Source organism: Rhizobium sp. 007 (genome assembly GCF_015353075.1).
Taxonomy (GTDB): domain Bacteria; phylum Pseudomonadota; class Alphaproteobacteria; order Rhizobiales; family Rhizobiaceae; genus Rhizobium.
Genome location: NZ_CP064187.1, coordinates 135,750 through 151,918 on the forward strand (window position 1 = coordinate 135,750; position 16,169 = coordinate 151,918).

Consider the following 16,169-nt stretch of genomic DNA (forward strand, 5'->3'; position numbering starts at 1 on the left):
ACGATAACACAGGTGAAGAAAAGGCTGCGCGGAATTTCTCGCGCGCAGCCTTGGCTCGTGTTTACTGGATCTTCGGATTGATCAGCGCATCGATCTTCGGATCGCTCATGTTCGCCTTGGTGACGAGGTTCGCGCCGGTATCGACGTTTTCTTCGACCTTCTCGCCCTTCGAAACCGCAAGCGCGGTCTTTATGCCGTCATAGCCCATGCGATAGGGGTCCTGTACGACGAGGGCGGCCAGCGCGCCTTCCTTCAGGAAGCCGACGGTCTTCTCGTCGCTGTCGAAGGCGACGACCTTGATCTTGTCGCCGAGCTTGTTTTCAGCGATCGCCTGGCCAACACCCTGCCCCAGGATCAGGTTGGAAGCAAAGACCCCGACGAGGTTCGGGTTGGCGGTGATCAGGTCGGTCATCATGTTGAGACCGGTCGTTGCCTGGCCATCACCGTATTTGTCGGCAATGACCTTCAGGCCGGGATACTTGGTCTTCACTTGATCCAGGAAACCTTCGCGGCGCTGCTCGAGCGAGCCGACGCCCGGAAGATTGGTGAGGATCACCACTTCGCCCTCTTCCTTGCCCGTCATTTCCTTGATGGCTGCAGCCAGACCGTCAGCTGCGATACGGCCGCCCTGAACGTTGTCCGTCGTCAGGAACGACTTGAATGCCTTGGAATCGGCGGCAGAGTCGATACCGATGATCGGAACCGATTTGGCGGCTTCGTCGATCGGCTTGCCGAGCGCCTTGAACTCGGTCGGCGAAATGACGACGGCGGCGGGTTTGCCAGCGACGGCGTTTTCAAGAATGCTGATCTGGCCATTGATGTCGGATTCGGCCTGCGCGCCGAGTTCCGGGACGTTGACGCCGAGATCCTTGCCGGCCTTGCGGGCGCCGGCGAGCACGATCTGCCAGTAGAAGGACGTCGTATCCTTGACGATGATCGGGATCGTCACGTCGGCTGCGAAGGATGGGACCGGCATTGCAGTTGCGATGACGGCGGCGCCCGCGAGAGCCGTGAAGGCTCGACGAGACAGAATGGATTTCATGCGCATGTGGGTTCTCCTCTCAGGTGCGTTCTCCTCCAAGAAACCAGACCGCTGAACGCAGGCGGACGATTTTTATCTATAAAAAACAGATGCCGAAGGAAGTTAGCCGAGGCCTTTTCAAATTGCAAGTGGCTACAGGCCGGCTGCGGCTGTTTCGACTATACTCTCAAGCTCCTGTTTTTAAATAAATTAAACTGCATTCTAAAATAAATCTCAGCCGCGATAGACTTCATGCGGATGCACGACGCCTTTCTTCAGAATAAGATTTCCATACAGTCGGAATTCGGTCGTCGCGACGATATAGGCCGCCTTCCTGGCATGCTCGTAGAATGCGAAGCGTTCAAGCGGTGCGATCCGGAAATCGCCAGCCCGCCTGTTCACAATCTCCTGGAATTCGAGGCATACCTCCGGCATGGCGCCGGGATCACCGACGACCTCCATGCGCCATGCCGTTTCCGGAACGAACGTGTCCAGCGGCATATGCGTCAGGATCGCTTCGGCCATCTCAGTCGCCGTTACGCCGTCGGCACGAATGACATCCGGTCCCATGGTGCTCGAGGGAAAGTTGGCGTCCGCGATGACAATGTCGTCGCCGTGCCCCATGCACGCTATGGCGCGCAGAAGATCCGGGCTGAGAACGGGATGAATTCCTTTGAGCATCGTCTGGTCCTTAAACGCGCACCGCATCTTCGCCGAGCGGCGGCGCGACGAGTGTCAGGTGGTCGAATTCAGGGAAGATCGTGTCGGGTAGCGCGGGCTCGAAGAGCTCCATGTTGCGCTTGAAGCTGGATGCCTTTGCCGTACCGATCAGCACGGAAGAAACGGCTGGCTCGCGGAGCGGGAATTGCAGCGCCGGGGCCGCGAGCACAACGCCGTGGCGTTTGGCGATGTCTTCCATCGCGCCCACCTTGGCAAGCACGTGCGGTGTCGCGGGCATGTAGTCGAAATGCGAGCCCGGCACCGGACCAGTCGCAAGGATGCCGGAATTGAAGACGCCACCGACAACCAGAGACGTGCCTTTCTTGCGGCAGAGCGGCAGGAGCTCCGCCACGGCGGAGCGATCGAGCAAGGTATAGCGCCCGGCCATCAGGATGGCGTCGATGTCGGCGTTGCGCATGACATCGAGACAGACAGGAACCTCGTTGACGCCCAGGCCGAAAGCCTTGATCGCGCCCGATGACTTCAGCTCTTCCAGCGCCTTGATGCCGGAATTAAGAAAATTTTTCAGGTGGACGGCATTCTTCGCCGCACCGTGCGTGTAGCTGCCGATGTCGTGGACATAGAGAATATCGACGCGATTGAGCCCCAGCCGCGCATAGCTGAAATCGACCGATCGCATGATGCCGTCATAGGAATAGTCGTAATCGGCATCGAAGGAGAGCGGGTCGACATAGCTATAGTCGGGCACCGTACCAGTCGGCACGGGCCGCAAAAGCCGGCCAACCTTGGTCGAGAGCACGTATTCGCTCTCGGGCTTTGCCCTCAGGAAATCGCCCACGTGGCGCTCGGCAAGGCCGAGGCCATACCAGGGGGCCACGTCGAAATAGCGGATGCCGCTCGCCCAAGCAGCTTCCAGCGTTTCCATTGCCTGTTCGCGCGGGCAGGCACGGTACAGGCCACCCAGAGCCGCGGCACCGAAACTGATTTCGGTGACCTTGAGTTCCGTCTTGCCGATTTTCCTCGTCTTCATCTTCCCTCCCCGTGAAGAGCCGATCTGTGTTAGAGCGTTGCTCCCAGATGCCACGGTACGAATTCGTTGTCGCCGTAGCCGAACTCCTCGCTTTTCGTCTTCTTGCCGGAAGCCGTATCGATGATCAGGTCGAAAATTTCGCGCCCCTTGCCGCTGATCGTCGCATCGCCGGTGGCGATCGTGCCGCAATCGATATCCATGTCCTCTTCCATCGAAGCATAGAGCGCCGAATTGCTGGAGAGCTTGATCGAGGGTGCGGGACGACAGCCGAAACAGCTGCCGCGGCCGGTTGTGAAGGCGATCATGTTTGCGCCGCCTGCAACCTGCCCCGTTGCGGAAACCGGGTCGTATCCGGGCGTATCCATGAAAACGAGTCCCGGTGCAGTCACGCGTTCGGCATAGCTGTAGACCGCCGTCAGCGGGGACCGGCCACCCTTGGCGACGGCACCGAGCGATTTTTCAAGAATGGTCGTCAATCCGCCGCGCTTGTTGCCGGGCGAGGGGTTGTTGTCGAGCGAGGCGCCATGCAGCCCGACATATTTTTCCCACCAGGCGATCTTGTCGTCGAGCTTCCTGGCCACGTCCTCGTTGATCGCGCGGCTGCGCAGCAGATGCTCAGCGCCGTAGATTTCCGAGGTCTCGGAAAGGATTGCGGTACTGCCGGCTGCGGCCAGAAGATCGGCTGCGACGCCGAGCGCCGGATTGGCGGTAATACCCGAAAAGCCATCCGACCCACCGCATTGCAGGCCGATGATGATCTCGCTGATGGGGATCGGCGTGCGCCGCTCCCCACCGACATCGGCGGCGATCTCCCGGAGCATCCCCATGGCGCGTTCGACGGCCCGCCGCGAGCCGCCGGCATCCTGAATGTTGAAGTGCCGCTTGGCATTGCCGGCACCGCTTTGGCCGTAGAGCGTCAGCTGGTTCACTTCGCAGCCAAGTCCGATCATCAGCACGCCACCGAAATTGACATGGCGCGTGTAGCCCGCAAGCGTGCGGTGAAGGACCGACATGCCATCACCCGTCGAGCTCATGCCGCAGCCCTGGTCGTGCACGATCGGCACGAAGCCGTCGATGCCCTCGTAATACGGCAGGATGGTGCGATTGGCCTCGTCTGCAATCGCACGGCAGACGGTGGTGGAACAGTTCACGCTGGCGATGATGCCGATATAGTTGCGGGTCGCCGCCCGGCCATCGGCGCGGCGATAACCCATGAAGGTTCTCGCGCGGTCTTCCTCGGTCGCCGCCTCCGGCGCGGAATTCGCAGTTGCCGCCAGCCGATCGTTCTCGAAATGCAGGTTATGGCTGTGGATATGATCGCCGGCCTTCACCTCGGCCGTCGTTCGACCGATCGCCTGGCCATATTTCACCACCGGCGTGCCAAGCGGGATGTCGGCGATCGCAACCTTGTGGCCGGGTTCGATTTTCTGCCGGGTCTCGATACCTGCGACGGTCGCTCCGGCTTCGATCGCTGCCGTTGCGACGGCGACGTTATCTCCAGCAGAAAGGATGAGCCAAGGCAGTTTGTCCAATTGTCTTCTCCCTGAGGAATGCGCCCGCTGCATCGGCAAAATGCGCATTGATTTTGTTTTTTATCTACAATAAACATTTTCAAGTCAACGGGAATATTGTTCCTGTGGTCAAGGGAGGCAAACAGCCGCAGATGGCCAGGAAATAGGATAAAGGTCGCAGTCGATTAGCTCCTGCGCGCTTCAGACTTTGCAGGTTGCAAAGTATAAAGGCACGAGGAAAGAGCGGGGTAACATGGCAAGGCAGAATACGGTCTTCAAGGAAGCCTATAACAGGTATGCTGCTGCTCTGCGCCCGGATGCCGCCTTGCCTTCCGAACCCGAAATCGCCGCGCAGCTCGGCATCAGCCGCAGCACGACCCGCGCGATTTTGACCCGCCTGAACGACGAAGGCATCATCCGGTGGAACAAGCGCCAGAAGATCGTGCTGCGCGTTCCCACCGAGAAAGACCTCTTTCCGTCCGAAGAGACGGATTCGCTGCACGACATCATCGAGCGCAGCTTCATGCAGCGCATTCTGTCAGACGATGCCGCGCCCGGCATGCAGATCAACGAGCTGGAACTAGCTCGTGAGATCGGCACCGGTACCACCAGCGTTCGCGAATTTCTCATCCGTTTCTCGCGCTTCGGCCTCATCGAAAAGCGGCCGAACAGCCACTGGATCCTGAAAGGCTTCACCCGCGAATTTGCACTGGAACTGGCGGATGTCCGCGAAATGTTCGAGCTCCATTCGGCCACCGAATTCGGCAAGCTGCCGCCCGAAAGCGAAGCCTGGGCGGCGCTGGCCGATATCAAGGCCGAGCATCATGCGATGCTCAACGATTTCGATGCGCGCTACAAGGAATTCTCAGCCCTTGACGAGCGCTTCCATCTCTTGATCCACGGCGCCGCGAAAAACCGGTTCATCGCGGACTTCTACGATGCGATCGCGATCATCTTCCACTATCACTACCAGTGGAACAAGGCGTTCGCCCGCCAGCGCAACGGACGCGCCATTCACGAACATCTCGACTATATCGCGGCACTGGAATCACGCGATCAGGCGGCAATCGACTTCTCGTGCCGCCTGCATCTGCGTTCTGCACGCCAGACCCTTCTTCAGTCGCTGCCGCAGAATCCTGCCGAGCCGTCTCCAGCTTAGGCAAGCGCAGTCGGCACGTGGATCTAATGGGCGGTATAGGCCCCGTCCACGAGATGGTAGCTTCCAGTGATAAAGCTTGCTTGTTCGGACAGAAGGAAGCACACGAGGGCTGCGACTTCCTCCGGCCTGCCGCGCCTGCCCATCGGCTGAAGCGCTTCCATGCGCCGGCTTCCCGCTATTGCAAGATGCTCGGTCAGAAGCGGTGTTTCGATCCAGCCGGGGCCGACGGCATTGATGCGGATGCCCAGTCTCGCATATTCGATTGCGGCAACCTTGGTCAGGCCGACAACCCCGTGTTTGGCGGCCGTATAGGCTGCTGTAAATGGCAATCCAACGGAACCGAGGGCGGAAGACATGTTGACGATGGCCCCTCCGCCGCGTTGCAGCATGGCGGCAATCTCATGCTTCATGCAGTAGAAGACGCCGTTCAGGTTGACGTTCATCAGGTTGTGCCAATTGTCGAGCGGGTAGTCTGCCGTCGCCTTTCGGGGGCCGTCTATGCCTGCATTGTTAACCGCCAGATGCAGCCCGCCGCATGTCTCGACAGTGTAGCCGATCAGCTTTTCCACAGCCCCGGCATCCGTGACATCGACCGCAAAGTCCCGCGCCCGCCCACCCATTGAACAGATCTCCGCGGCAAGGTTGCGTGCGGCGTCAGCATCGAGATCGGCAATCACAACCTCTGCTCCCTCGTCAGCGAGCTGCCGGCAAATGGCTGCGCCTATACCGGACCCTCCGCCGGTTACGAGCGCGACTTTCCCCGTGAAGTCAGGCTTCGTCATCAAGTCCCTCCTCATTATCCCTGCCACTAGTCGAGCAGAGGCATGCCATTGATGCAAGACCTTTCATAACCGCAAGCAACGCGGCCGCTCGTTCTGCGAGCCCTTCACCCTTCATGCTCCCGGTTGGGGCAGCGCCCTGCCCTCAAAGGACGTCAGCGCAGGTTCAAGGCGAACGAGAGCGTTTGCACCTTTCACCTTTGACGCGAGGCTTGGCCGGTTGGCGCCGGGATGTTAAGACGAAGAATAGGGTCGATCGATTGCTTAGCAGGTAGAGATGGAAAAAAAACACGTTGCGCGCCGGGGGCTCCTGCTGGGCAGTCTGGCGTTGATGGTATCTGGATGTGCTTCAACGACGGGATGGCAGGTGGGGTCGATGTTTTCGTCGACACCGCGAATCAGCTCTCGCTACCGGCGGCGGCGCGTGCCATATGACGGAAGCGAGCCGCCTGGAACGATCGTGGTCGACACCTACGAGCGTTACCTTTATCTGGTCGAAGGCGGCGGCGAGGCCCTGCGCTATGGCGTTGCAGTCGGCGAGGAGGGGCTGACGCTCAAGGGAAGGGCGACCATCGGGCGGAAGGCGGAATGGCCCTCGTGGATGCCCACAGCCAGCATGATACGGCGCAAGCCGCACCTGGCGCAGTATGCAGGCGGTGTTTCGGGCGGACCCCACAATCCGCTTGGCGCCGCTGCCCTTTATCTCTACAGGGGCGGACAGGACACCCTGTTCCGGCTGCATGGAACGAACGAGCCCTGGTTGATAGGGCAAGCGGTTTCCAATGGATGCATTCGATTGACCAATGAGGACATCGTCGACCTCTACAGCAGGGCTCCGGTGGGAACGCCAGTATTGGTCATATGATGCTTACATTTTGCAACGATAACGCCACGGTCTGTTAGGCATTATGAGGCACCCGGGGCCGCGTAGGGGCAAGGTGTGTCCTTTCTGCACTTGGCTTAGGCGTATTTTGCGGCTATTAGTAGAAGCGTTGCCTTCGATAACCTATTCCGTGCTAAGGAGAGGACTACTGATGAGCAGAATTCTGATCATGTGCCTAGTTGCGTTGTTTTCCGTTGCAAGCCTGAGCGCTTGCGGGACGATCGGTAAGGGCAAGGGGAAGGCCCCACCGCCCGTAGCGGAAACGGCACCGGCACCAGTATATAAGTAGTAACTAACTGTTGCTGAATGGGAGGGGGCATTCGTGGCCCTTCCCGACATCGTGCAGTCCGGGCTGGACCTGCCTTGCAGCTTGCAGCGCAAAGATTGGCGTCAAGCGGGGCATGTGTGGATGCTCGCTCGATACCGGGAGATGAAGTGTAGCGATGACGCTTGCAAAGGGCCGTCTATCACTTGTAATTCTATTCGCTCTCGCGCTCACATCATGCCAGACAGAAGACAAGCCACCGCAGCCGCGATTCGTTTCGGATGCACGAGGGGGGTCTGTTGGCGAATCATCCCAAAAAAGAGATGGCCAGTACTTTGTCGAATTCCGCTCGCGCTACGCGCTGAGCTACGGCCATACCTACGTGATTTTCGGGCGGTTGAACAAAGCTGGCGGGATGGTCAATCCGGAGGTCGCGGGGCTTGCTCCGGCGACCAATGATACAGGCCCCTATGTTCTCGGCCACTTCGTGCCCGTGCCGGCCGAAACCGGGGCCAGTGACGGCGACCTGGAGGAGGCCTACAGGTCGGCAAGCTGGCGCGTCCTTCTCACTCCATCGGAATACGATGATACCGTTGCCTCCATACGCAAGCTGAAGGCCAAATCCAAGTTTTGGCAGGCTTCGGTTTATAACTGTAACGCTTTCGTAGCAGAAATCGCTCGCTCGATGGGCTATAAGGCGCCCAGCATCTGGCTCCGCCCGCAACAATTCGTGACGCAGCTTCGAGAAATGAACACCTAAATGCGAGGCGGGCAAGCTGCTATACCGCTTCTCCATCCAGTCGGTTGCAGGACGCAGAAGGGCTCTGGAGACTTAAATTGAGCATAGCTGTTGTCGGCAAGGTCCTATGGGTGCTCGGCGTCGTTGCCTGGTATATCATCCGCTATCCGTTCGAGCGCCGCGCCAAGCGCGTGCGTGTCGTAAGTCACCGCCGTTCTCGTATCGAGACGATCGGGCTTGCGTCGGCGCTGCTCGGTCTTGCGATCGTGCCGGGGTTCTATGTCGCCACCGGCATGCCGCAAGCAGCCGATTATCCGGCCCGCGCCTGGGCGGTCGCCGTCGGGGTGGTGCTCTTTGCCGCCGCCATGTGGGTCTTTCGCAGAACCCACAAGGAACTCGGCCGCAACTGGTCCATCACGTTGGAGATTCGCGACCAGCATCAGCTGATTTGCAGCGGTCCCTACGCTTTCGTCCGCCATCCCATGTACACGTCTTTCCTGCTGATGGGCCTCGGCCAGGCCTTTCTGCTGTCGAATTGGGTCGTGGGGCTTGCTGGTTTGATCGGCTTCGCAATCCTCTTTTTTCTCCGGGTGGACAAGGAAGAGCGTATGATGCTGGAAATTTTCGGCGCGCAATATCGCGCCTATATGGATAGGACCAAGCGAATTATTCCCTATCTTTATTAGAGGAGGCATGATGCGAGGCCGGACCATCAAGCTTTCGGCGGCACGGCGCCTTGTCGGGGATCTGATGCGGTTCTCGATCGGAGTGCCGCGGGTCACTGTGCAGCGGCAGATGAACCTCGGCCCGCTCCAGAAGGCCAGAATGGCGCAGTCAAGCAGGCCCTCCTGGACCGTACTCTTCTTGAAGGGGTACGCGCTACTCTCCCAGGAGACACCGGACCTTAGGCGCGCTTACATCAAGTTCCCGAGAGCTCAGCTCTATGAATATCCGGAAAGCGTGGCCTCGATTGCCCACGAGCGCGAATATGGCGGCGAGCGGGTCGTCTTGCTGAGCTCGATCAAGGCCCCCGAGCGGCGACCGATCGCCGAACTCGAGGCTTTGATCCAGGCGGCGCGCTCGCGCCCGGTCCTGGAAATCAAGGAGTTCCGGCGTGCATTGAAGTTTGCCCGTGGGCCGGCGCCTTTGAGGTGGCTGTTGATGTGGCTCGGGCTGAATATCGGGCGGCAGCGTGCCCGCCGGTTCGGCACTTTCCAGCTGTCGGTCTATTCCGGCCTGGGGGCAGAGTCACTCAACCCCCTTTCGCCTTTGACCACGCTCTTCAATTACGGCCCGATCTCCGCAGATGGATCGGTCACGGTCCGGATCCACTACGATCACAGGGTCATGGACGGCGCCAATGTCGCACGGGCGCTGGAGCGGTTCGAAAAGATATTGAACGGCGAAGTCGCCAGCGAAGTAAAGAGCATCGCCCCGCAGGGTGCTGCCGCTCTCGATACGGCGGCTTCAGGGACGGCAATATGATCATGCAGAGTGAGTTTCGTCCGGCGGCTGTCGTGGTCGGTGCGTCGCGCGGCATCGGCAGGGCAATTGCCAAGGTTGTCGCCCGGGAGCATGGGGCCGTCGTTGTGCTCGTTGCGCGCTCGCCTGAAGGTCTGGCTGCTGCTGCGGCCGACGTGCGGGCGGCCGGCGGCGAGGCATTCACGCTGGAATTGGATCTCCTTGTGGCCGATGCCTCGGCGCACCTGCAGGACTTCCTGTCTGCAAACGGGTTGTTCTGCGATGTTCTGGTCAACAGCGCCGGATACGGATTGCGCGGTGCGGCGACGCTCCTTCCGGTCGAAGATCAGCTTGGCATCATCGATCTCAACATACGAGCCCTCAGCGACCTGACCCTTCGCTTCCTGCCGGGAATGGCAGCGCGCGGGCGTGGCGGCGTGCTCAATCTCGGTTCCATAGCCGGATTCACGCCCGGGCCGAATATGGCCCTGTATTATGCGAGCAAAGCTTTTGTACGCTTCTTTTCGGAAGCGCTTCATCAGGAATTGCGCCGCACGGGCGTGACCGTCACATGCGTTGCGCCGGGACCGGTGTCGACCGAGTTCCTCGAAAAATCCGGCGCCGGCCGGGCACAGCTTTTCAAGATATTGCCGAAGCTCGATTCGGACTATGTGGCAGAACGCGCCTGGCGCGGCTTCAAGTCCGGCCGCCGCCTGGTCGTCCCCGGCATCTCGGCCAAGCTTGTCGCCCTTGCCGCGGCCTTCCTGCCCTCCGCAGCCACGCTTCCCCTGATCGGGCGTCTGCAGCGCCGCAGCAGCGATCCATGCCCCTGCGGCTCCGGCAAGACCTTCAAGGAATGCTGCCGCATTGGCCATCGGGGGATTGCTGCCGGAGACAGTTGATTGGCGTGGCAGCGTCAGGAGGCACGCTTGCGGATTTCCGGAGATATCAGGGGGCGAGTTTATCAACAAAATCAATCAGAAAGGAATGGTGTCGCTTTACGTGACTCGAACAGGTGACCCCATCATTACGAACACATTTACGCTACGGGGGCCGCAACGCGCGGGAGCGGACATGCCTGAGAGCGCGTCTGCCTCCGGATGAACCGTCGCGACAAGTTCAGGCCGCCGCCAAGAAAGTTGCAATATCCGACCGGCTCGACAGCCTTAACTTTTGAAACGGATGTTCCTCGAAAAACCGTTCATGGGCGTCGGCCAGTCGCATTTGCCATCGCTCAACCTCTCATGAAGAGGTCAAGCGTACAATGTAATGAACTTTCCAGATGACTAGGATTTCAGCGATAAATCTGGCTTAGTCGCTGCTAACAATAGGAATGGTGGTCGTCTAAGTGTTTCCTCCAACGAAGGGCGCTCTTTCAGGAACTCCGCTAACGGCTTTGGCTCTCCGATATGGTCAAGCCGGAAGCCTGCCGCTATCAGGGTGTTGACATAGGTTTCGACCGTGCGATGAAATTTCGTAACACCGTCGACGAACCACGAGGTACGACGCTCGCCCTCACGCTGATATTGGTCGAGCGGCCAATGAAGGGGTGCGCCATCGGGGCCTAGTACCCATCCGACAGGATGGGCCGTGCAGGCGGGATGCTCCACCGAAAATATGAACTTTCCCCCGGATGTGAGGCCCGCGAACATGCGCTTGGTTACCGCCGCGTAGTCATTAATATAATGCAGGGCTAACGAGGAAACGCACAAATCAAAGCTCTCTGGCTTAGGTGAGAAATCTTCGATTGAGCTATGCAGATAGACGATATTGTCATCAGCCGTGAGTCGCGCCGCTTCCGCAATCATGTTCTCGGACACGTCTAGTGCGGTGACGGACTGTGCGCCATGACCGCGTGCGTAGCGCGCGAAATCTCCGAAACCGCAGCCAAGGTCCAGAACGCGTCGTCCCGACAAGTCTGGCAGTAACGCATGAAGCGCGGGGACTTCCAGAGCTCCGTTCAGGCCGGTGTCGTTCTGGCGCAGATTCTTGTAACCCTCGAAAAATACAGGATCGTCATAGACGTTCTGCGGCATGCGATTGTGACCGGTGTTCATCTGAAGTCCTTTTTCGTGAAGGAGCCGCAAAAATCCCGCAGACCGTCCTAAAGCTCAAGCCGGATATTCCTGCATAGTATTGTGTTTCAAAAAAGCCAATTTTTGGAACAGAATTGTCGCGGACCCACATTCGTGACGTTGAAACGAGTATCGGATTCTAATACAATTTTCTACACGGGAAGTTTTCGGGCAGTTGCAAGCCTGCCATTCCCGTCGCTTGCACTGTGCAAATTTGAATGCAGTTCAATGGCCGCTCTTGGCTCAGGGGTAGACGGTCCACTTCTGGATTGCGGTCCGAAGCGGTCACTACCGTGCGCTTGAAATAAAACTTAGTTGAGAGCAAACCAATACTTAGGTTAACCGTGCTATCTGCGCGTGTAAGACTTATCAGCCGGAAAGTTAACGGGGAGGAGAAAAGCGCCGTCACAGGACCAATGTTGCGGGTGCTCGCTGGTACCGGGGCGATAAGCGGCTCGCAAGCGCGTTGCACAGGGTTGTTCTATGGCTGCCCGAGAGGGTTCATCTTCCCCGCCTCGCATTCCGGCAGTCGCACAGGTTTGGCGAGTTTTGCCAGCGCCTCGGGCTTGGCGCACGCCGGGAAGCCAGCGAGCGGCATCGTCTTTATGAGCCGATTGCGCTCCACTGTGCTCAGGCCGGGTTCACTGATCACGCTCTCAACAGTCACGTCCGGGTGCTGCTTGAGAGCTTCTATAGCTGAAGCATTCGCTTCATCGGTTCGGCCAAGGGCCGCGAGGGAGCTGCTTCGGACCACCCAAGTCCACCTTTGATAGTTGTCAGGCGTCATGCGCTCCAGCATCTTCACCGCGTCCTCATACCGGCCCGCCATAAAATAGGCAGGTGCGAAGAAGTTGGACGTCCACATCGGATAGTTCGGGTCGAGGCGCATTACCTGGTCGACCATTTGCGCGCCGCGTTCGGGTTCACCGAAGCGTGCTGCATAGCCGATGTAAAAAGTCAGGATTTCGGACGAACCCGGAGCCAGACGAAGGGCTGTGTCCAGCTCAGATTTGGCGCGGCCCATGTCGCCCTTTTTAGCAAGGCTCATGCCAAATACCGCATGTGCTTCAGCGTCACTCGGATCAAGCCGCACCGCGCGTTCGGCCGCCTGGCCCGCCGCCTTCCGGTTGCTCTCAGGATCGCCACCGAACGCACCCAATAGATCATGAGCATGGTAAAGCTCTACCCAGGCCCGTGCCAGCCCCGGGTCCAGCTCGACGGCCCGGTTTAGAAGCGTGATGGCCTCCTCCTCATCCGCTTTGGTGAGATTTTCAATCTTCTCGGTCCCGAGCAGATAGTAGTCATAGGCATTCAGGTTTTCAGGCCGTTTACGTTTGGCTGCAGCCCGCCCGGCTTCTTGAATCAGTCCCACTCCGCCGCCGAGGCGGTTGGTGACCTGCTCTGCGATTTCGGTCTGAACGGCGAACACGTCCTCAGCGGGCCTGTCCCATTTCTCCGACCAAAGTTGGTGGCCGCTTTTTGCATCTATCAACTGTGCTGTGATCCGTACCCGGTCCCCCTGCCGCTGGATCGAGCCTTCCAGTACAAAGCCGACATGGAGCGCACTAGCGACCTGGCGGGCATCCACCGGCTTATCTTTATAAACTTCCGTCGAATTCCGCGCCATCACCTCAAATTCGGGAAACCGCGCGAGGTCGGTGATGATGTCCTCAGTCAGGCCATCGGCCAGACGCCCGCTAGCCTCGTCGCCGCCATAATTATCGAAGGGCAGCACCGCCACCGACGGCTTGCCGCTCAAAGATTCGGGCTGCAAGAACCACCAGACCCCGCCGCCCGCCAGAGAAAGCGCCACGATCGCCGCCGCAGCCGTCTCGGCCCAGCGCGGTATCATTCCGAGAAGCGGGCGACGCGCCCGTTTGCCGTCGAGTCTCAGCCGATACATCCGCACTGGGCGGCTGATGTTCTTGACCTGCTGCTCGCCGGCGAAATCGAGCGGCCAGTCGAGTTTGCCCTGGAGATGATCGTATGCCGTCCCCGACACCATCACGCCGCCCGGCTCGGCCAAATGCTCCAGCCGCGCGGCGACATTCACCCCATCCCCATACACATCGCCATCCACCAAGGCCACATCGCCCAGATTGATCCCGACGCGGAATACGATGCGCTCAGGCTCCGTCAGACCAGCGTTGCGCGCCGCCACGCTATTCTGAAACTCCGCGGCGCAGGCAACCGCATCCACCACGCTGTCGAAGGCGACGAGCGCGCCGTCGCCCATCAGCTTGATAACGGTGCCATGGCGCTCAGAGATGGCGGGATTGATCAGCTCGGCGCGGATGTCCTTCAGGCGCTTGATGGTGCCGCCCTCATCGGCCTCCATCGCCTTCGAGTAGCCTACCATATCCGCCGCCAGGATCGCGAGCAGCTTCCGGTCGAGTGCGGGGGTACTCATCATCGTTGCCTTGCATGAACATGCAATAGTGTCGGCAGTCTACACCCATCGAAGCGCCGCAACTACCACACCGCCAAAACGGCATGTCTGCTTGTGGAGCCATGAGCGGACGATTGAAGATTTCCGATCAGCGGCTGGAATCGACCCAAATCGGAAGTCCCTCGGTCGAATTTTTAGACTCAAGACCCGTATTCCACGCTTCGTCAGAATCGGCTGCTCGCTTAGGCAAACTTGCACTGCTAGCCCTCGTATCATCGTGATCGGCCTGACTTTCGACACGACCCTTCACTGCGAAAGAGACCGGTCTGGAACGCTTCTTGACGCCGATGCCGTATAAGCTACAACTTGTCCATGCGCCGTGACCACCTCTCCTCCTGAAGCGGGATAATCGTCATGTGTCACAAATCCTTTGGATCGCATGACCTGGCAAAAGGCAAGGTTGTGGCGCATGCCGTGTCCTGCGCCGCAGCGTTGTTCTTTCTTGCGCGCCCAGTTTTCACGATGCTTCGCTCTGGCAGAGAAATGTTCGCAGCGGCTCTCCTGCTCGGACTTTGCGCCACCGCGAGCGCCGATGACGTGCTTTTCGAAAACGTCCGCATCTTCGACGGAAAAGGTGCTGCTCTTTCGGCTCCGTCGAATGTGCTGGTCCAGGGCAATGTGATCGCGGAGATTTCGACAAGCTCCATCGAAGCCGAAGGCGCTGAGCGCATTGCCGGCAACGGGCGAACGCTGATGCCCGGCCTGATCGATGCGCACTGGCATGCGATGTTGGCTGCGTCCACCCCGGCAGAGGCAATGGGCGACGTCAGCTTCGCCAGTATCCTGGCCGGCGATGAGGCGACGGATACGCTGATGCGCGGCTTCACCACCGTCCGCGACGTGGGCGGGCCGGCGTTCGGCCTCAAGCGCGCGATAGACCGGGGCATCATCCCCGGTCCGCGCATCTATCCGTCCGGTGCCATGATCACAGTGACTAGCGGGCATGGCGATTTCCGCCAGATCACCGACCTGCCACGGAGGACCGGCGGCCTTCTCACCCCCATGGAGACGATCGGGGGCGCAATGGTCGTGGACAGCCCCGACGAGGTGCGTTTGCGCGTCCGCGAGCAGTTCATGCAGGGGGCCGTTCTGATCAAGCTGACGGCGGGCGGCGGGGTGTCTTCACCCTTCAGCCCGCTCGACGTCACCACCTTCACCGAGCCAGAATTGCGGGCGGCCGTTGAAATTGCCGAGAACTGGGGCACCTACGTCGCCGCGCACGCTTTCACCCCGGATGCGATCCGGAAGGCTATCGCGGCTGGTGTGAAGTGCATCGAACACGGCTTCCTCATGGATGAGGCCACCGCCAGGCTGATCGCCGAAAAGGGAATTTGGCTGAGTTTGCAGCCGCTACCCGAATTGATGAGGACAGGCCTCCGCGAGGGTTCGGTCGAGCGCGCCAAGGCCGATGAGGTGTGGCCGGGCATCGGCAGGACATACGAACTGGCAAAGAAGTACAAAATCAAGACGGCGTGGGGAACGGATGTCCTGTTCTCCCGTGCGCTGGCGAAGCAGCAGGGAGCAATTCTGGCCTCGCTCGTGCGTTGGTACACGCCTGCCGAAGCGCTCGTCATGGCGACCGGGACCAATGCCGAACTGCTGGCGCTGTCGGGCGAGCGCAACCCCTATCCGGGAAAGCTCGGCGTGATCGAGGAAGGCGCGCTCGCGGACCTCCTGCTCGTAGAAGGCAATCCGCTGGAGAACATCGACCTGGTGGCCGATCCTGCCAACAGCTTCAAAATCATCATGAAGGACGGCCTGATCTACAAAAACACGCTGACCCAGTGAGGAACGACTGAGCCGCCTGTCCTGCTGGACTCCGCCGATGGCCTGCTGGCCGTAGAGCGCTGGCATACCACAGGCGAGCGACAAGGAATGGCCGCTTTCCCCCAATGTAGGCGCTCGGCTGACCGACAGGAGCGGGCCAAAAGCTGCCTGGACCACGGCCACCACGGCCCGTAGCGCCACTTCTGGCCCTTGTCAATGAACGCCTGAAGATCGCGTCAACGGCTTACCTTCTGTCACATTTCGAATACACGACCTAGGCCATACTGGGACAAAGGCCCCGATGGCCTGGTTGCCCCGAAACCTTAACTTGCCACCAGATCTCCACGAT

The 16,169-nt window shown here is 59.6% G+C and carries 15 protein-coding genes; 8 read left to right on the top strand and 7 right to left on the bottom strand.

Annotated features, from left to right (window positions below):
- Window positions 1-61 precede the first annotated feature (61 nt).
- The 4 genes from ISN39_RS00665 to ISN39_RS00680 all read right to left on the bottom strand — a co-directional run bounded on the left by ISN39_RS00665 (window position 62) and on the right by ISN39_RS00680 (window position 4,264).
- On the bottom strand, window positions 62-1,048 hold the full coding sequence (locus ISN39_RS00665; protein WP_183927724.1) for an ABC transporter substrate-binding protein: 987 nt from the start codon (window positions 1,046-1,048) through the stop codon (window positions 62-64).
- Between the two features lie 207 nt (window positions 1,049-1,255).
- Window positions 1,256-1,702: an RbsD/FucU domain-containing protein gene (locus ISN39_RS00670; protein ID WP_194728835.1), complete on the bottom strand. Its 447-nt coding sequence runs from the start codon at window positions 1,700-1,702 to the stop codon at window positions 1,256-1,258.
- Between the two features lie 10 nt (window positions 1,703-1,712).
- Window positions 1,713-2,732 carry an aldo/keto reductase gene (locus ISN39_RS00675; RefSeq protein ID WP_194728836.1) on the bottom strand — a complete coding sequence of 340 codons (1,020 nt, stop codon included), beginning with the start codon at window positions 2,730-2,732 and terminating at the stop codon, window positions 1,713-1,715.
- A 29-nt stretch (window positions 2,733-2,761) separates the two neighbouring features.
- Complete coding sequence (locus tag ISN39_RS00680; RefSeq protein ID WP_194728837.1) at window positions 2,762-4,264, bottom strand: altronate dehydratase family protein; 1,503 nt, start codon at window positions 4,262-4,264, stop codon at window positions 2,762-2,764.
- 232 nt (window positions 4,265-4,496) lie between these two features.
- Here ISN39_RS00680 and ISN39_RS00685 point away from each other — a divergent pair, with 232 nt between their 5' ends.
- Entirely contained in the window at window positions 4,497-5,402 is a 906-nt protein-coding gene (locus tag ISN39_RS00685; protein ID WP_074066535.1) for a GntR family transcriptional regulator, read from the top strand.
- Window positions 5,403-5,425: 23 nt separating this feature from the next.
- Here the strand turns inward: ISN39_RS00685 and ISN39_RS00690 are convergent, their stop codons facing one another.
- Window positions 5,426-6,184: a glucose 1-dehydrogenase gene (locus ISN39_RS00690; protein ID WP_194728838.1), complete on the bottom strand. Its 759-nt coding sequence runs from the start codon at window positions 6,182-6,184 to the stop codon at window positions 5,426-5,428.
- Between the two features lie 274 nt (window positions 6,185-6,458).
- Here ISN39_RS00690 and ISN39_RS00695 point away from each other — a divergent pair, with 274 nt between their 5' ends.
- The 6 genes from ISN39_RS00695 to ISN39_RS00715 all read left to right on the top strand — a co-directional run bounded on the left by ISN39_RS00695 (window position 6,459) and on the right by ISN39_RS00715 (window position 10,431).
- Window positions 6,459-7,046 carry a L,D-transpeptidase gene (locus tag ISN39_RS00695; protein ID WP_194728839.1) on the top strand — a complete coding sequence of 196 codons (588 nt, stop codon included), beginning with the start codon at window positions 6,459-6,461 and terminating at the stop codon, window positions 7,044-7,046.
- Between the two features lie 169 nt (window positions 7,047-7,215).
- Window positions 7,216-7,353, top strand: coding sequence for an ABC transporter (locus ISN39_RS36030; RefSeq protein WP_074066537.1), 138 nt, complete (start codon window positions 7,216-7,218; stop codon window positions 7,351-7,353).
- A gap of 154 nt (window positions 7,354-7,507) precedes the next feature.
- Window positions 7,508-8,089 (top strand): hypothetical protein, encoded by a 582-nt coding sequence (locus ISN39_RS00700; RefSeq protein ID WP_194728840.1) that lies wholly within the window; start codon window positions 7,508-7,510, stop codon window positions 8,087-8,089.
- A 77-nt stretch (window positions 8,090-8,166) separates the two neighbouring features.
- Window positions 8,167-8,754 (top strand): protein-S-isoprenylcysteine O-methyltransferase, encoded by a 588-nt coding sequence (locus ISN39_RS00705; protein ID WP_194728841.1) that lies wholly within the window; start codon window positions 8,167-8,169, stop codon window positions 8,752-8,754.
- A gap of 10 nt (window positions 8,755-8,764) precedes the next feature.
- Window positions 8,765-9,553, top strand: a complete 789-nt coding sequence (locus tag ISN39_RS00710; protein ID WP_194730061.1) for a hypothetical protein — start codon at window positions 8,765-8,767, stop codon at window positions 9,551-9,553.
- Complete coding sequence (locus tag ISN39_RS00715; protein WP_194728842.1) at window positions 9,550-10,431, top strand: SDR family NAD(P)-dependent oxidoreductase; 882 nt, start codon at window positions 9,550-9,552, stop codon at window positions 10,429-10,431. The genes ISN39_RS00710 and ISN39_RS00715 overlap by 4 nt, the downstream gene beginning before the upstream one ends.
- 384 nt (window positions 10,432-10,815) lie before the next feature.
- Here ISN39_RS00715 and ISN39_RS00720 read toward each other — a convergent pair whose 3' ends face one another.
- Both ISN39_RS00720 and ISN39_RS00725 read right to left on the bottom strand, forming a co-directional pair.
- On the bottom strand, window positions 10,816-11,586 hold the full coding sequence (locus ISN39_RS00720) for a class I SAM-dependent methyltransferase (protein WP_074066541.1): 771 nt from the start codon (window positions 11,584-11,586) through the stop codon (window positions 10,816-10,818).
- A 499-nt stretch (window positions 11,587-12,085) separates the two neighbouring features.
- Window positions 12,086-14,014, bottom strand: coding sequence for an adenylate/guanylate cyclase domain-containing protein (locus tag ISN39_RS00725; protein ID WP_194730062.1), 1,929 nt, complete (start codon window positions 14,012-14,014; stop codon window positions 12,086-12,088).
- 522 nt (window positions 14,015-14,536) lie between these two features.
- On the opposite strand from ISN39_RS00725, the gene ISN39_RS00730 reads away from it, so the two are divergent.
- Window positions 14,537-15,841, top strand: coding sequence for an amidohydrolase family protein (locus ISN39_RS00730; protein WP_194730063.1), 1,305 nt, complete (start codon window positions 14,537-14,539; stop codon window positions 15,839-15,841).
- The last annotated feature ends 328 nt before the right edge of the window (window positions 15,842-16,169 follow it).

Excerpts from the sequence above, each read along its gene's own strand:
- ISN39_RS00665 (WP_183927724.1), bottom strand. The coding sequence starts at position 1,048 with ATGCGCATGAAATCCATTCTGTCTCGTCGAGCCTTCACGGCTCTCGCG.
- ISN39_RS00670 (WP_194728835.1), bottom strand. The coding sequence starts at position 1,702 with ATGCTCAAAGGAATTCATCCCGTTCTCAGCCCGGATCTTCTGCGCGCC.
- ISN39_RS00675 (WP_194728836.1), bottom strand. The coding sequence starts at position 2,732 with ATGAAGACGAGGAAAATCGGCAAGACGGAACTCAAGGTCACCGAAATC.
- ISN39_RS00685 (WP_074066535.1), top strand. The coding sequence starts at position 4,497 with ATGGCAAGGCAGAATACGGTCTTCAAGGAAGCCTATAACAGGTATGCT.
- ISN39_RS00690 (WP_194728838.1), bottom strand. The coding sequence starts at position 6,184 with ATGACGAAGCCTGACTTCACGGGGAAAGTCGCGCTCGTAACCGGCGGA.
- ISN39_RS00695 (WP_194728839.1), top strand. The coding sequence starts at position 6,459 with ATGGAAAAAAAACACGTTGCGCGCCGGGGGCTCCTGCTGGGCAGTCTG.
- ISN39_RS36030 (WP_074066537.1), top strand. The coding sequence starts at position 7,216 with ATGAGCAGAATTCTGATCATGTGCCTAGTTGCGTTGTTTTCCGTTGCA.
- ISN39_RS00700 (WP_194728840.1), top strand. The coding sequence starts at position 7,508 with ATGACGCTTGCAAAGGGCCGTCTATCACTTGTAATTCTATTCGCTCTC.
- ISN39_RS00710 (WP_194730061.1), top strand. The coding sequence starts at position 8,765 with ATGCGAGGCCGGACCATCAAGCTTTCGGCGGCACGGCGCCTTGTCGGG.
- ISN39_RS00715 (WP_194728842.1), top strand. The coding sequence starts at position 9,550 with ATGATCATGCAGAGTGAGTTTCGTCCGGCGGCTGTCGTGGTCGGTGCG.
- ISN39_RS00720 (WP_074066541.1), bottom strand. The coding sequence starts at position 11,586 with ATGAACACCGGTCACAATCGCATGCCGCAGAACGTCTATGACGATCCT.
- ISN39_RS00725 (WP_194730062.1), bottom strand. The coding sequence starts at position 14,014 with ATGAGTACCCCCGCACTCGACCGGAAGCTGCTCGCGATCCTGGCGGCG.
- ISN39_RS00730 (WP_194730063.1), top strand. The coding sequence starts at position 14,537 with ATGTTCGCAGCGGCTCTCCTGCTCGGACTTTGCGCCACCGCGAGCGCC.